Source organism: Pseudoalteromonas rubra, assembly GCF_000967655.1.
GTDB lineage: Bacteria > Pseudomonadota > Gammaproteobacteria > Enterobacterales > Alteromonadaceae > Pseudoalteromonas > Pseudoalteromonas rubra_A.
Genome location: NZ_JXYA01000063.1, coordinates 21498 through 35638 on the forward strand (window position 1 = coordinate 21498; position 14141 = coordinate 35638).

Here is a 14141-nt window from a genome sequence, read left to right on the forward strand (position 1 = left end):
TCTGAATTGATGCAACAAGATTTACTTCATCGATATATTTTCGATCAACTTGATGTACGTGGTGAGCTCGTACAAATTGAACACACTTTTAATGACATTATCAGCGGCCATGACTATCCGAAGGAAGTACAAACTTTATTGGGTGAGCTGCTACTTGCGTCCAGCCTGCTGACTGCCACATTAAAGTTTGAAGGCGACATCACGGTACAATTACAAGGTGATGGGCCGGTTAAATACGCCGCCATCAATGGCGATCATAAGCAGAATATGCGCGGCATCGCTCGAGTGCAAGGTGAAGTCACGGGCAGCAGTGTTCAGGATCTGATGGGCAAAGGCTATATGGTTATCACCATTACCCCAGATAAGGGAGAACGCTATCAGGGCGTTGTACCACTCAGTGGCGAAACCCTGGCAGCCTGCCTGGAAGACTATTTTGTTCAGTCTGAACAATTAAAAACTCGCCTGTGGTTTGCCACGGATGTCAGTGGCGAGCGTGCTAAGGCAGCCGGCCTGTTTTTGCAGGTACTGCCAGTAGACAAGGCCAAATCGGAAGAAGACTTTGCGCATTTAGAAGCACTCAGCAACACCATTAAAGATGAAGAGCTGCTCGAACTTGACGCACAAACCGTTCTGACACGCTTATATCACGAAGATAACCCACAATTATTCGAGCCACAGGAAATTAATTTTGTCTGTGGCTGCAGCCGCGATAAAACTATCAGCGCTTTGGTCAATATCGGCCGTGAAGCCCTGTTGGAAGATGTCCAAAAGCAGGGTGAGATCAACATCAGCTGTCACTACTGCCTAAAAAATTACCGATTTGAAGAACAGGATATTAAGGCAATCTTTAATTAGCCGAGCTGTTTTTATCAAATTGAACACTAGCCGCCATTTTGGCGGCTTTTTTGTCGCTAAAAATTGATACCGGTGTCATTAAAAGGTCACATTTTATGACACCGGTATCATTGAAATTATTCAGTTTTTTTGACAAATTTATGGCGTTTTACCCGCTTTCAGGGCTCGAATATCTGAATTTCATCTGTTACTATAATTTCAGCTTTTGGTGAAACTTCTCCAGAGCTATCCCGTTCAATTCTCACATTTAGGTATAAACATGACTTCAAGCGCTACTCGTTTTGTCGATTTAACTGCAGCTGAACTTGTCGAACACGCCATCCGCCGTGGTGAAGGGACTTTGGCCGCAAATGGAGCTTTTGTAGCAAAAACTGGCCGCCGCACCGGGCGTTCGCCTAACGACCGTTTTATCGTTAAAGAGCCAAGCACAGAAAATGACATCCAATGGGGTAACGTTAACCGCCCATTCGATGCAGACAAATTTAACGCGCTGTGGGCCCGTGTAGAAGCACACGTGAACAGCAACGACCACTTCGTCTCTCACCTTGAAGTGGGTTCAGATCCTGAGCACTATTTACCCGTTGTTGTAACAACAGAAACAGCCTGGCACCATATTTTTGCCAAGAACATGTTTATCGAGCCTGAAAAATACAATGCAGCTGATTTACCCCAATGGCAGGTAATGAATGTACCTTCTTTCGTTTGCGACCCTGAGCGCGACGGAACAAACAGTGACGGTACAGTCATCATCAACTTTGCAGATCGCAAAGTGCTTATCGCAGGTATGCATTACGCCGGTGAAATGAAAAAGTCTATGTTCTCTGTACAAAACTTCCTGTTACCAGCGAAGGGCGTACTGCCAATGCACTGTAGTGCAAACGTAGGCGAAGCAGGCGACACGACATTATTCTTCGGTTTGTCTGGCACAGGTAAAACAACCTTGTCGGCAGATCCTAAACGCTTCCTGATCGGTGATGACGAGCACGGCTGGGCACCAGGCAGTGTTTTCAACATCGAAGGCGGTTGTTACGCTAAATGTATCGACCTGTCGCAAAAGAACGAGCCAGTTATCTGGAACGCAATCAAGTTCGGCACCATCCTTGAAAACGTGGTACTAGACGAAGCACGCGTACCTGATTTCAATGACACCAGCCTGACGCAAAACACCCGTGCAGCTTACCCGCTTGAGCACGTTGAAAAGCGTAAAGTAGAAAACCGTGCTGGTGAGCCTCGTGCAGTCGTCTTCCTGACGTGTGACGTGAGCGGTGTACTGCCTCCAGTGTCTATTCTGTCTGAAGAAGCAGCAGCTTATCACTTCCTGAGCGGTTATACGGCCAAAGTAGGCTCAACAGAAATTGGTTCTACGTCAGACATCGAGTCAACCTTCTCGACTTGTTTCGGCGCACCTTTCTTCCCACGTCCTGCTGGCGTTTACGCTGAGCTTCTGATGAAGCGTGTACGTGAGTTCAATTCAAAAGTTTACCTGGTTAACACTGGCTGGACTGGCGGTCCTTACGGCATTGGTAAGCGTTTCGATATCCCGACCACACGTGCTGTGATTGATGCTATCGTTAACGACACACTGGAAGGCGTAGAAACACAACACATTGACGCGCTAAACTTGGACGTACCGGTTGCTGTACCAGGCGTAGACAGCAAGTTGCTTAACCCAATCAACACCTGGGAAGACAAAGCAAAATATGCTGAGTATGCGTCTAAGCTGGCTGCAGACTTCGAAGCGAACTTCGCTAAATACGATGTCTCTGAAGCCATCAAATCAGCAGGTCCTCGCGGCTAAGCTGATTTAGATTCAGATTCCTTTATCAAAAGCGCCCCTCGTTGGGCGTTTTTTTGTGCCTGAGATTTAGTATTGATCGGAAAGCTAAAGTTTATTTTTGAGCTGTTTCCAGGCTGTGGCGAGGAGTTGCCTTAAAGTCACGGGGATCACGGCAAGTAATGCCACTCCGTTATCGAAATTGGGGTTCAGGGCACAATAATGGGCAATTTCAGGTTTGCTGCTGGCCTTAAACTGAGCCACTTCCTCGGCTGAATAACGCGTTTTTCGTCCCACCGTTTTGAGACACAGCAGACCATTTGCATCACACACAAGCCCGGTGGGATTTAATGTCAGATAAAGCTGTGATTCAGTATCAGAGCCAGACGCCGTTGGATAAACAGTGGCGATATTCTTCGCCATGGCCCGAAACATCGCGGGGCTCAGCATGGTATCGGCATATAATAAAGTACGCCAGGGACGGCGCAGATACGCTTTGGTGACCTCAGCAATGGAAAAAGAAAAGGTGTTGTTCTTGCCGCGAAACTGCGGCAAAAAGCCGGCCGATGCGCCGATCACACAAAATGCCTGATGGCTGTCGTCAAAGGTGAGCAGACAGTAACCGGCCAGCTCACCCGCCTGCGTGTAATACAAGCGCAGCCGCCGAATAATGGGCCCGTCTTGCTCAAAGTAGTAAGCAAAATAGGCCTCGGGCTCTATTCCCTCAAAGCACTGTCCAATAATAGACAACAGCTGCGCTCTGGCAGCGCTGCTGAGACAACCACTGTGATAGGTTAAGTCGCGCTTATTCACTGGACTTGGGCTCAGATGAGGTGGTCACGGGGGTAAACTTTTTCGCCACCGGCAGCATGACCTCAGCACTGAGCCCCCCCTCGCTGCGATTACGCAAACGGACTTTGCCCCCATGCGTAGAGACAATGCGTTTGATGATCGCAAGGCCCAACCCACTGCCCTCGCTGCCCCGTGCAAGGTCGCCCTGCTTAAAAGGCTCAAACAGCGTTTCCAGCTCCTCTTCAGGGATCCCCGGCCCTCGGTCTTTGACCTTAATAAACACCGCCTTATGGCGAGCACTAAATTCTGTCATAACGTCTATCCGCTCGTCTGAATAGCGAATAGCATTTTCAATCATATTGGTCACCACGCGCTTCAGTGCCACATGGTTCATCATCACGGCGGGAACATTGGCGGCTGTCGTCAGTACAATTTCGCGCTGATGCTGCTGCTCTGCATGGACCACTTCCTCGACAACAGCATTCACATCATCCAGCACCATTTCACCACTATTGTGATGCCTGAGGTATTCAATAAACTGATCTATGATGGCATTCATGTCTTCAATATCGTCGATGATGCCGTCTTTGAGGTAGGCCTCTTCATCCGACATCATTTCCGTGGCCAGACGGATCCGAGTAAGTGGCGTTCTTAAATCATGGGATACGCCCGCCATCAATAAACGTCTGTCATTCTCCAGCTCGGCGATCCCCTTAGACATTTTATTAAATGCCCGGGTCACCTCAATGACTTCGGTAGAGCCATGTTCAACCAGACGAGTAGAAAAGTCGCCAACCCCTACCCGGCTGGCCGCAATTTGCAATGCCTTGAGTGGCCGGTTCAGGTGTCGGGCAAACAGCCAGCCGCCGAGCACACTTAAAAAACCGATACTGGAGAGGTAAAACACCAAAAATTCCATTTTGGTTTCTGAAAAACCGGTGAGCGGCACCCGTACCCAATAGCCCGGTGCCTGAGGCGCTTCGACCCAGTACACCACAGGGTCACCCTGGCTGATCCGCACCCGGGCTGAGCCATTAAGCTGCTCCGACATACTGCGCGACAGCAAGGTATACTCTTTCGCATCTCCCAGCCCGTTGCGATAGGCCTCCCGCTGACTCATCACCTCAATCCCGGTGATCTCAAAAAACTTTTCCGACAGGCTGGAGTCAATCTCCACCCCTTCTTCCCAATCGATGAAAACCGTCTTCACCTGCTTGGCCAGCATCAGGTTAACCTGTTCAAAAGTCGGCTTGAACACATACAGGGTGACGGTAATGTAGGAGACTATCTGATTGATCAATAGCAGCGCACCGACAAAAAAAACCGTTTGCCCGAATGCGCTGCGCGGCAGAATACTCATTTATTTTTCGCCATCTGGCACAAACACATAACCCAGACCCCACACGGTCTGGATATAACGCGGGTTAGACGCATCTTCTTCTATCATTCTGCGTAACCGCGATACCTGCACATCGATGCTGCGCTCCAGTGCACTGTAATCTCTGCCGCGAGCCAGATTCATCAACTTATCCCGACTCAGCGGTTCACGAGGGTGACTCACGAGCGCCTTCAGTACTGCAAATTCGCCACTGGTCAGGGCAATGGTTTCATCGCCTTTTTGCATTTCCCGGGTTGCCAGGTTAAGTTTGAAGGCGCCAAACTCGACCTCGTTTTCTTCCGCGGCAGGTGCACCCGGCACTTCTTTGGCGCGGCGGCGTAACACCGCCTTGATCCGTGCTAATAGCTCGCGCGGATTAAACGGCTTAGGCAGGTAATCATCCGCGCCCAGCTCCAGTCCGATGATCCGATCCACTTCATCCCCTTTGGCCGTTAACATCACAATGGGAATTTCATTTTCTTTCTGTCGGAGACGGCGACAAATAGACAAACCATCTTCACCGGGTAACATCAGATCCAAGACCATAAGATGAAAGTTTTCACGCTCCAGTAACCTGTCCATTTGCTCTGAATTGGCTGCACTGCGAACGATAAACCCCTGCTCGACCAGATATCGCTCCAGCAGGCTGCGCAAACGCATATCATCGTCGACGACTAACACTTTGGTGGTTTCATTCCCCATGGGCATTCTTCTTATTTTTTCTTTAGTTGACCCTAAATATAATTGAAATTAAAACGCTTAGACACCATAAACAGTGAATAAGATTGTTACCGAACGTTACAAGTGCGGGCGTGATATGCCATGACGTGATCCGGCTACTCTCAGGCACAGTGAGATTGGTATCGACCGGGATCCACATTACACTAGACACATGTAGTTGTTCCGAGATAGTAAGCAACCAGATGAAAACCAACCTAATTACCCCAGAGGGCTATCGCAAGCTGCAACAGGAACACGACCACCTGTGGTTTGAAAAGCGCCCGGAAGTGACCAAAATCGTAAACTGGGCGGCAAGTTTGGGCGATCGCTCAGAAAACGCCGACTATACTTTTAACAAGCGCCTGTTACGACAAATAGACCGCCGTGTACGCTACCTGCGAAAGCGCCTGCCAGATTTAAAAATTGTTGAGTACTCACCGCAGCAGCAGGGCAAGGTGTATTTTGGTGCCTGGGTCGAAATCGAAAATGATGATGGCGAGGTAAAGCGTTTTCGGATCGTCGGACCCGATGAAATCTACGAGCGAAACGATTATATCTCCATTGATTCCCCCATGGCCCGGGCATTACTTGGAAAATCTGTCGATGAAGAATACAGTGTCAAAACCCCGCAAGGTGAGATGCTCTGGTACGTCAATAAGATCGACTACACGGCCTGAACACAACCGTTACAGATATGATATGATGAGCGCAAACGCAGGCTCAGAAAATGGCCTAGCCAATTGAACTATATAAGGATTTTGCATGAGCAATATCTCAGCCCGTTTAGCTGCTGAGCTAAACGCATCACAACAGCAAGTGAATGCTGCCACCGCACTACTGGATGAAGGTGCAACCGTTCCGTTTATTGCCCGTTACCGTAAAGAAGTAACCGGCGGCCTGGATGATACGCAGCTACGCTTACTCGAGCAGCGCCTCGGCTACCTGCGGGAACTGGAAGAACGCCGCGCTTTTATCATTAAAACCATTGATGAGCAGGGCAAGCTTACTGAGCAGTTAGCATCAGAGCTAAATCAGGTGCAAAGCAAAACCGAGCTGGAAGATTTATACCTGCCCTACAAACCCAAACGCCGTACTAAAGGCCAGATAGCCATAGAAGCCGGACTTGAGCCACTGGCCGATCTGCTATTCTCAGATCCGAATCAGACACCCGAGCTGGCGGCAGAAGCGTTTATTAATGCAGACAAAGGCATTGAAGATTGCAAAGCGGCACTTGATGGCGCCAAGTTCATCCTGATGGAACGCTTTTCAGAGGATGCAAAACTACTGGGCAAATTCAGAAACCAGTTAAAACAACATGGTTATTTACAAAGCCGCGTGGTACCGGGACAAGAAGAAGCGGGCAGCAAATACCGTGACTATTTCGAACACGACGAAAAGCTGGCGGGTGTGCCCTCTCACCGTGCACTGGCCATGCTCAGAGCACGTAACGAAGGGATTTTACAGCTGTCAATTAATCCCGAGCCACAGGCTGAAGACCCACAGCAGTACTGTGCACAAATGATAGCGGATCATTACGGTCTGGATGTATCGGGGAGCGCGGCAAGCGGCTGGTTAATGACGGTGGTGCAGTGGGCCTGGAAAATTAAGCTGGCCACCCACCTTGAAAACGAAATGCTGGGTGCGACGCGTGAGAATGCCGAACAGGGCGCGATTGATGTCTTTGCCAAAAACCTCAAAGATCTACTGATGGCGGCTCCTGCGGGTCCGCGCGTAACTATGGGCATTGATCCTGGCCTCAGAACCGGTTGTAAAATCGCAGTTGTCGATAAAACCGGTAAACTACTGGCGACCAGCACCATCTATCCGCATGCGCCGCAGAATCACTGGGATAAATCACTGCGCACACTGGAGCAACAATGTCGTCAGCACAAAGTTGAACTGATTGCTATCGGTAATGGGACCGCGTCTCGCGAAACCGACAAGCTGGCCGCCGAGCTGCTTAAAGCCGCCTGCGAGCTGAAGCTGACGAAAGTCATGGTCAGTGAAGCCGGTGCGTCGGTGTACTCTGCTTCTGAGTTTGCCGCCAACGAATTCCCGGACCTGGACGTATCGCTGCGTGGCGCGGTGTCAATCGCACGTCGACTACAGGATCCGCTGGCAGAGCTTGTGAAAATTGAGCCTAAGTCTATTGGTGTGGGCCAGTATCAGCACGATGTATCACAAAGCCAGCTGGGTCAGACGCTGACCACTGTCGTAGAAGACTGTGTAAACTCAGTGGGTGTTGACGTCAATACCGCTTCCGTCCCTCTGTTAACACGCGTATCCGGGCTGAATAAAACCCTGGCTTCCAACATCGTTAAATTCCGCGATACCAATGGTTCGTTCAGCAATCGTAAACAGCTCAAGCAGGTGGAGCGTCTGGGACCAAAAGCCTTCGAGCAGGCAGCCGGATTCCTGCGTATTGCCAATGGCGATGATCCCCTGGATGCCTCTGCGGTTCACCCGGAAGCCTATCCTGCTGTGAAGAAAATCTGCACCAGCAAGTCGCTTGATGTCACCGCGTTGATTGGCAACAGCGATGTGCTGAGCAAATTGGATCCCGCCGAGTATGTTGACGATAAGTTTGGCGTACCGACTATCACAGATATCCTGGGAGAGCTCGACAAACCGGGTCGTGACCCGCGCCCTGAATTTAAAACAGCACAGTTTAAAGCCGGCGTAGAAGCCATTGCGGATCTGAAAGTTGGTATGACTCTGGAAGGCGTGGTGTCAAACGTGGCAAACTTTGGTGCCTTTGTCGATGTTGGTGTGCATCAGGATGGCCTGGTCCATATCTCAGCATTGACTGATAAATTCATTTCAGATCCACGTGAAGTGGTCAAGGCGGGTGACATAGTGAAAGTCAAAGTCATTGAAGTGGACGTTGCCCGCAAACGGATCAGCTTTACCATGCGCCTGAACGACGAGATCCCGGCAAATACAGGGCAAAAGCAAAATAAGCCGGCCGCGCAAAAGCCAGGCGGCAAACCTCAGCGACCCGCACAACGCAAAGATAGTCGTCGAGACAACCGACGCGACAATGGCAACGCCGCAATGGGCAATGCCTTTGCCGAAGCCTTTGCCAAGCTGAAAAAGTAATTGCTATATAGGTAAAGAAATAGAAACAGGCCCGCAAATGCGGGCCTGTGTCGTTTAACTGCTTTGTGAGAATACCAATGCTATATCACTACGGATAACTGAGAGGCTTCTTTGGGCTGAGTCACATGGCTATAAAAGCCCTCTATTCGCAGCGCTCGAGAGGCAATTTCAGGATCCCGATCGATAGGCAATGCCACTGCAAAGGGATCCACTTCTTCTTCCAACCGGGCGGACTCAGGTTGTTGCTCGCTGAGTTCATCCTCATTCAGGCGCCGAGTTTGATAGCCAACAACACGGTTGTTGCTTTCCTCTGCCTCATCACCACTGATAGATTGCTTGGCCAAGTCTGCCTGCGCCTGGGCAATTTTAGCCGTGGCATCCGCAGCAATGGCCCTGTCGGCGCCCGATGGCTCTGCCGGTGCTAACGCTGCCGCTCGGACCGTTTGCATTTTATCTATGGTTTCGCGCGGATCTCCGGTCGGTGCGACATCAATCATCACCTCGCCACCGACGGCGTAATTATTACCGTCCGGACCACGCTGGTATTCATAGCTTGGTGAGCCCGCATACTGACCACCCACTCTGGCATGGGCTTCTTCGTGCAGACGCACTTCCCGGTCGCGGTCTTTTAACTCCTGCAGCTGAGCTTGTTCAGCTTCCAGCTCAGCTTGTTCGCGCTCACTTAATTCCTGCGGATCTTGCTGGTCCTTTTGTTCCCCTTGCTCGCTTTGTGCGCCTTCCTGACGCTCCTCGATGGTTTTACCTTCTTTGAGCTGACCCGTGCTGTCGTACAGGCCAGAATCGTCCGCCGAGAATGACTTTTGCTTTTCGCCATCAGACAGTGGTTTGTTTTCGGTAAACGCAGGGGAGACTGGCGCGGGTTTTGGAATAACCTCGCGAAGCTGATTGTCACGTTGCGCCGTCTCAGTGTAGACGTTCGCCGTGTTTAAGTTCATCGCCGGGGGTGGCGTTACTATGTTCATTACACTTTAATATCAATCAAAGTACCCAATACTTCGTCTGCTGTGCGAATGGTTTGCGCATTCGCCTTGGCGTTAAATTCTGCTACTTTCAGGTCAACCACAGCTTCATCTAACCTGGGAGGTTGTCCTACAGGTGCGGTGACGCCTTCATTACTGGACGCGCCCTGAAGCTGACGTTGCTGTGCAACCTGTTGCTCACTTTGCTGGTCCAGCGTTGCCTTGTTGATATCGGCTGCGGCTTGCTCGGCACTTTGGCGGGCAAACTCAAAACCCTGAACACCAGCATTGAGGATATCATTGACTGCCATATCTCGCCCTAAAGTTAAAAATTCTCCACCTAATTATTGCTTAATTTATAAACAAAATAAAGTAAGAGCGGCAAAAAATTGCCGCTTTTTCGTTGCACAAAACTAAAGAATTGATTTTAAATGAGTAACAAACTCATCTTTGTGGGAGATAAACGGCGCATGGGATGCTTTGGCAAAGGTGAATGCCTTGAATTGTGGGTTGAGTGCCGCCATTCGCTCTATTACCTCGCTCGGGACCAGCGCATCAAGACGGCCAAAAAGACCGAATACAGGCTGGCTGAGCGCGCCAAAATAAGCGCGGTAGTCACAGCTTTGTAATGCATCCAGCCCCAGACTCAGCGCCTTAGGGTGCGCAGCGGGTAGCTGACCTAATAGTTTGCGCAGCTGTTTAATGTCGTCGCGGGCATGTTCACTGCCCATGGCCTGGATCGCAAGAAATCGCTCTATGGTTTTGGCGCTGTCATCAGCCAGTGCTTGTTTAAACCCCGCCAGTACTTTTGGCTTGATCCCCGGCCACTCTGGCGACTCAACAAAGCACGGGTTCGATGCCACCAGCACCAGTTTGGCAACTTTATCCGGGTAGCGATGCGCCAGGTTAATAGCCACAAGTCCACCCAAAGACCAGCCAACTAATACAGAGTGCTCACTGAGCTCGCGTGCAATCTCATCCGCAAGGTCATCTAACGTGGAAATATGCTCCGCAAATGCAGCCCCGCCAAAGCCGGGTAAATTGACTGAGCGAACCGCCAAAGGCTGTGCCTGCTGAAGCTGCTCAATGCTCAGCTGCCATACCTGTTTATTCATCCCCCAGCCGTGCAATAGGACTATTTCGCTTTGCATTAATTCACTTCTCCTACCAAACTTGTCGCTATGATAGCGATTCAAGGATGGAAAGCAATGTCATTGTCCCACGTACTCGCACAGGCGCTTTTTCCTCGCTACTGTGCGTGTTGCCAGAGCCCAGTTGCTCATGAAGGCTTATGCACGCCCTGCCTGGAGGCGCTGCCATTGTTTCTCCCTGAAGAGGGAAACCTGTTGTTACGTGCTGATATCCAAACCCAGTTTAGCTTGCCTGATTGCGACGGGCTGATAGCCTGCGGCTGGTATCATGGGGTACTAAAACGCTGGTTATGTGAGTTAAAGCTGCATCAGCGACGCCACGCGGCTCGTTTACTGCGCCAGGTTATCGCCTATCAGTGGCAGCGCTATTGCTTCGAGCAAGTGCCACAAGTGGATACCGCCGTCGTCATACCATTGCCCAGACACAGGTTGATCAATCGAGGTTTTAATCAGGTGATGCAAACCTGGGGCTGCGTGCTCAACGGACAGCTGCCTATCCTGCCGGTTTTGTCGAAACGCATGACGCGTGCACAGCAAACCTTAAATCGTCGGGCGCGGTTACACAATCAGAATCAGGCGTTTAGCCTGGCAGGCTCCCTTAAAGGCCAGCGTATCTTATTGGTTGATGACGTGATCACCACAGGCGCGACTATGAATGCCGCAGCCCAGCTCTGTCGACGCGCGGGCGCGACTCAGATCTGGGCCTGTGCAACCTGCCTGACGCCCGCTTAATGAATGGCCTGCGAGAAAAACAGTGCATTATTAAACAAGCGGCTGCTGCCATACCAGAAACCGCGAAATAGCGGGTTATCCGGCATGGCAATGACCACCCCTTTACCATAGGTATCAGCCATCAGTGCTGAGGATTTCGCTATCTGCGAGACATTTCTTTCGTCTGCATACCCCGCTAGCAAAGGCTGCGTCTGATATACCGCCACATCCCGAAAAGGGGCCTCGCTCGCCTGCAACACCCAGGCGCTGTTTTTAAATACGGGTAACATGGCGTTGTCAAAACCAAATGCCAGTGGATGAGAAAGGTCCAGCTGAGTGCCAAAAATGGCACCTGCAATACGCTGCTGAGCAGCCAGTTGCTCTTTGTCCTTGAAACGCAGTCCCTGAGTGTCGAAGGTCGCGCGCAGCTCTTTCGTGCTAATGATCTCAGCCTTGAGCAGCTGATGTTCAATCAGCCATTGGGCACCGCGTTTATGTCCCCAGATCACGCCCCCTTTTTGGACCCAGCTGATAATGGCTGCCTGCGCTTTTTTACTCAGCGCCGAATAGCGCCCATCGGCCAAAACCAGGTGGCTGTAACGGCTCAAGTCAACCCGCTCCAGACGGTCCAGCTCTATGATGCTGGGTGCGATTCCTACATATCTGTCAAGGTGATACCAGATCTCACCGACTTCATACTGACTGGTGCCCAGCCCGCCAACCAGTAACACCTGTGGCTTGTGCAGGGGCATCATCCGGCGTGAGCCCAAATCAATTCCCTCAGGCGTCAGACCTGAGCTAATCGCCTTAAGCTCTATCCCCTGTTTCACAGCCTGTTTGGCCAGTACAGTTCGCCAGTTGTCCAGGCCTTGTAAACCAGCTGGGATCACCACAGTGCCCGCCTCAAACTGTTGCTCTCCCTGGGTGAGCTTGGCCGTGAACGGCTGCAATGCAACGCGCGCTTCAATGCCGCCTGTCAGTAGGCGGTTGAGTAACTTAGGTGCCAGATAGTGCTGCCATGAAAAGGCGTAGGCATAGGCCGCATCATCAGGCGTTTGCGCCGCAAGGCTGCGCGCTTGCCAGCCTGACTCGCTCACCTTAAGTCCCCAGCTGCTGGTGACCCGGGCAAAGTCCAGATCGTAGGCATAGGGCAGTGTCCAGCCCGATACATCATAAAAGGTATTGTCTTTAAAATGTGTTTGCTCGCTGAACATGGCTTTGATCAGGCGTACTTGCGGTTGTGACAGCGGTATATAAAGGTCGCCCTTTTTAAACTGCTGATCTTTTATTTTCAGCGCTTTTTCCAGCTGCTTTACTGTGATCTGATGCTGACGAAGCAGTTCCACAAATTGCTTCAGACGATAGGGATCCTGCCCTGCCGATACCACATACCCCTGATAGTCCTGCTGCTTGGCTTCCTTTTCCGCACTGAGATAAAAGTGCTGCTGATAGTCAAGCAGTGCCTGACGGTTAGCCGCTGCACCTTGCAAAGTAGATAACGAGGTGATCAACTGGTTCTTAATGGTCTGCGGGAAAGTCAGCAAGCCATTGATGGTTTGCTGCATATGACCACGACTGCTGGCCTGTTCAAACAAAATACCGACTGAACCATTGATGTCCGGATAGGTCGAGCCTTTGCCGTAGTAAAAATCGTCAAAGCTCTCCTGGGTAAAATACAGCTGACCTGCCTGATCCAGCGCATCAGCATGAAACTGGCCAATCGCCGCCGTTAAACTCTGGTTGCGCGCTGGCGTCAGCGGGTGCGTACGTGACGGGATCCCCGGCTGGAAGAAGTAACTGGAGTTAGGCCCCATCTCGTGGAAATCGGCCAGTACATTTGGTTTCCAGTCATGGAAGGCGGCGATCCGGGCGCGTGATTCTGGGTGCTGCAACAGTAGCCAGTCGCGGTTTAAGTCAAACCAGTAGTGATTCGTTCTGCCAGACGGCCACCTTTCTACATGCTCTCTGTGCTCTGGATCGCTGGATAACACTGCTCCCCGGTGGCTGTTCGCCCAGCTGGCAAAGCGGGCCAACCCGTCTGGATTGAGTGACGGGTCAAGCAGGATCACGGTATCGCGTAACAGGGCGTCAATCTTCTCGCCCTGTGCCGCGGCCAGATAGTATGCCACCAGCATAGCGGTGTTGCTGCCCGAGGGTTCATTGCCATGCACACTGTAACCAAGCCAGACAACCGCCGGCGCATCTTTGCGCGGCTGCGGCTGCTCAAGCGCAGCTAAATGGGCGTTTTTGACGGCATCAATATTGCCCTGTCGTGCCTGCTCAGTGATCGTCAGTAACACCAAAGGACGCCGCTCATGACTGTACCCTATCGTTTTTATCGATACTCTGGGGCTGGCCTCTGCCAGCACGTTTAAATACTGAACCAACTGCTCGGGGCGTACATGCCACTCGCCCACGTCATAGCCTATCACCTCATGTGGTTTTGGGATGCTAGGGTCGAACTGGCTGGTGTCATCAAAATAAAAACTCAGGGGCCTGGCGCTGAGCTGTAAACTCAACACACACAGCACGATTAACAGGCGATGCATAAATACTCCGTTTATTCTGGCAATTTTTAACCAGCCAGTACGCTAGCAACCCGATTCCAGTTGCTGCAAATTTTTACGCCCAACACTAGCTACAACAAGATGAGGGGAGTATCATAGGGATTAACCGAGTAA

General features: G+C 51.1%; 12 protein-coding genes. 5 read left to right on the forward strand and 7 right to left on the reverse strand.

What is annotated here, in order from left to right; genetic code table 11:
• Positions 1 to 9: 9 nt before the first annotated feature.
• Complete coding sequence (gene hslO / locus TW77_RS21700) at positions 10 to 855, forward strand: Hsp33 family molecular chaperone HslO (RefSeq protein WP_046007051.1); 846 nt, start codon at positions 10 to 12, stop codon at positions 853 to 855.
• Between the two features lie 259 nt (positions 856 to 1114).
• Entirely contained in the window at positions 1115 to 2653 is a 1539-nt protein-coding gene (locus TW77_RS21705) for a phosphoenolpyruvate carboxykinase (protein WP_046007052.1), read from the forward strand.
• An 84-nt stretch (positions 2654 to 2737) separates the two neighbouring features.
• Here the strand turns inward: TW77_RS21705 and TW77_RS21710 are convergent, their stop codons facing one another.
• From TW77_RS21710 to ompR, 3 genes are read right to left on the reverse strand one after another with little or no spacing between them, the layout of a single operon-like run.
• Positions 2738 to 3442, reverse strand: a complete 705-nt coding sequence (locus TW77_RS21710) for a hypothetical protein (protein WP_046007053.1) — start codon at positions 3440 to 3442, stop codon at positions 2738 to 2740.
• A complete protein-coding gene (gene envZ, locus TW77_RS21715) occupies positions 3435 to 4781 on the reverse strand; it encodes a two-component system sensor histidine kinase EnvZ (protein ID WP_046007054.1) in 1347 nt (448 codons plus the stop codon). The genes TW77_RS21710 and envZ overlap by 8 nt, the downstream gene beginning before the upstream one ends.
• Positions 4782 to 5501, reverse strand: coding sequence for a two-component system response regulator OmpR (ompR, locus tag TW77_RS21720; protein ID WP_046007055.1), 720 nt, complete (start codon positions 5499 to 5501; stop codon positions 4782 to 4784).
• 221 nt (positions 5502 to 5722) lie between these two features.
• Between ompR and greB the strand changes: the two genes are divergently transcribed.
• Positions 5723 to 6196: a transcription elongation factor GreB gene (gene greB / locus TW77_RS21725; protein WP_046007056.1), complete on the forward strand. Its 474-nt coding sequence runs from the start codon at positions 5723 to 5725 to the stop codon at positions 6194 to 6196.
• Positions 6197 to 6281: 85 nt separating this feature from the next.
• Positions 6282 to 8618, forward strand: coding sequence for a Tex family protein (locus TW77_RS21730; protein ID WP_046007057.1), 2337 nt, complete (start codon positions 6282 to 6284; stop codon positions 8616 to 8618).
• Positions 8619 to 8698: 80 nt separating this feature from the next.
• Here TW77_RS21730 and TW77_RS21735 read toward each other — a convergent pair whose 3' ends face one another.
• The 3 genes from TW77_RS21735 to bioH form a co-directional block, all read right to left on the reverse strand.
• Positions 8699 to 9601 (reverse strand): putative metalloprotease CJM1_0395 family protein, encoded by a 903-nt coding sequence (locus tag TW77_RS21735; RefSeq protein WP_046007058.1) that lies wholly within the window; start codon positions 9599 to 9601, stop codon positions 8699 to 8701.
• Positions 9601 to 9909: a hypothetical protein gene (locus tag TW77_RS21740; protein WP_046007059.1), complete on the reverse strand. Its 309-nt coding sequence runs from the start codon at positions 9907 to 9909 to the stop codon at positions 9601 to 9603. The genes TW77_RS21735 and TW77_RS21740 overlap by 1 nt, the downstream gene beginning before the upstream one ends.
• 102 nt (positions 9910 to 10011) lie before the next feature.
• Positions 10012 to 10749, reverse strand: a complete 738-nt coding sequence (bioH, locus tag TW77_RS21745) for a pimeloyl-ACP methyl ester esterase BioH (RefSeq protein ID WP_046007060.1) — start codon at positions 10747 to 10749, stop codon at positions 10012 to 10014.
• 57 nt (positions 10750 to 10806) lie between these two features.
• Between bioH and TW77_RS21750 the strand changes: the two genes are divergently transcribed.
• Positions 10807 to 11481 (forward strand): ComF family protein, encoded by a 675-nt coding sequence (locus TW77_RS21750; protein ID WP_046007061.1) that lies wholly within the window; start codon positions 10807 to 10809, stop codon positions 11479 to 11481.
• Here TW77_RS21750 and TW77_RS21755 read toward each other — a convergent pair.
• Positions 11478 to 14009 carry a M14 metallopeptidase family protein gene (locus tag TW77_RS21755; RefSeq protein WP_046007062.1) on the reverse strand — a complete coding sequence of 844 codons (2532 nt, stop codon included), beginning with the start codon at positions 14007 to 14009 and terminating at the stop codon, positions 11478 to 11480. The genes TW77_RS21750 and TW77_RS21755 overlap by 4 nt on opposite strands.
• Positions 14010 to 14141 lie beyond the last annotated feature (132 nt).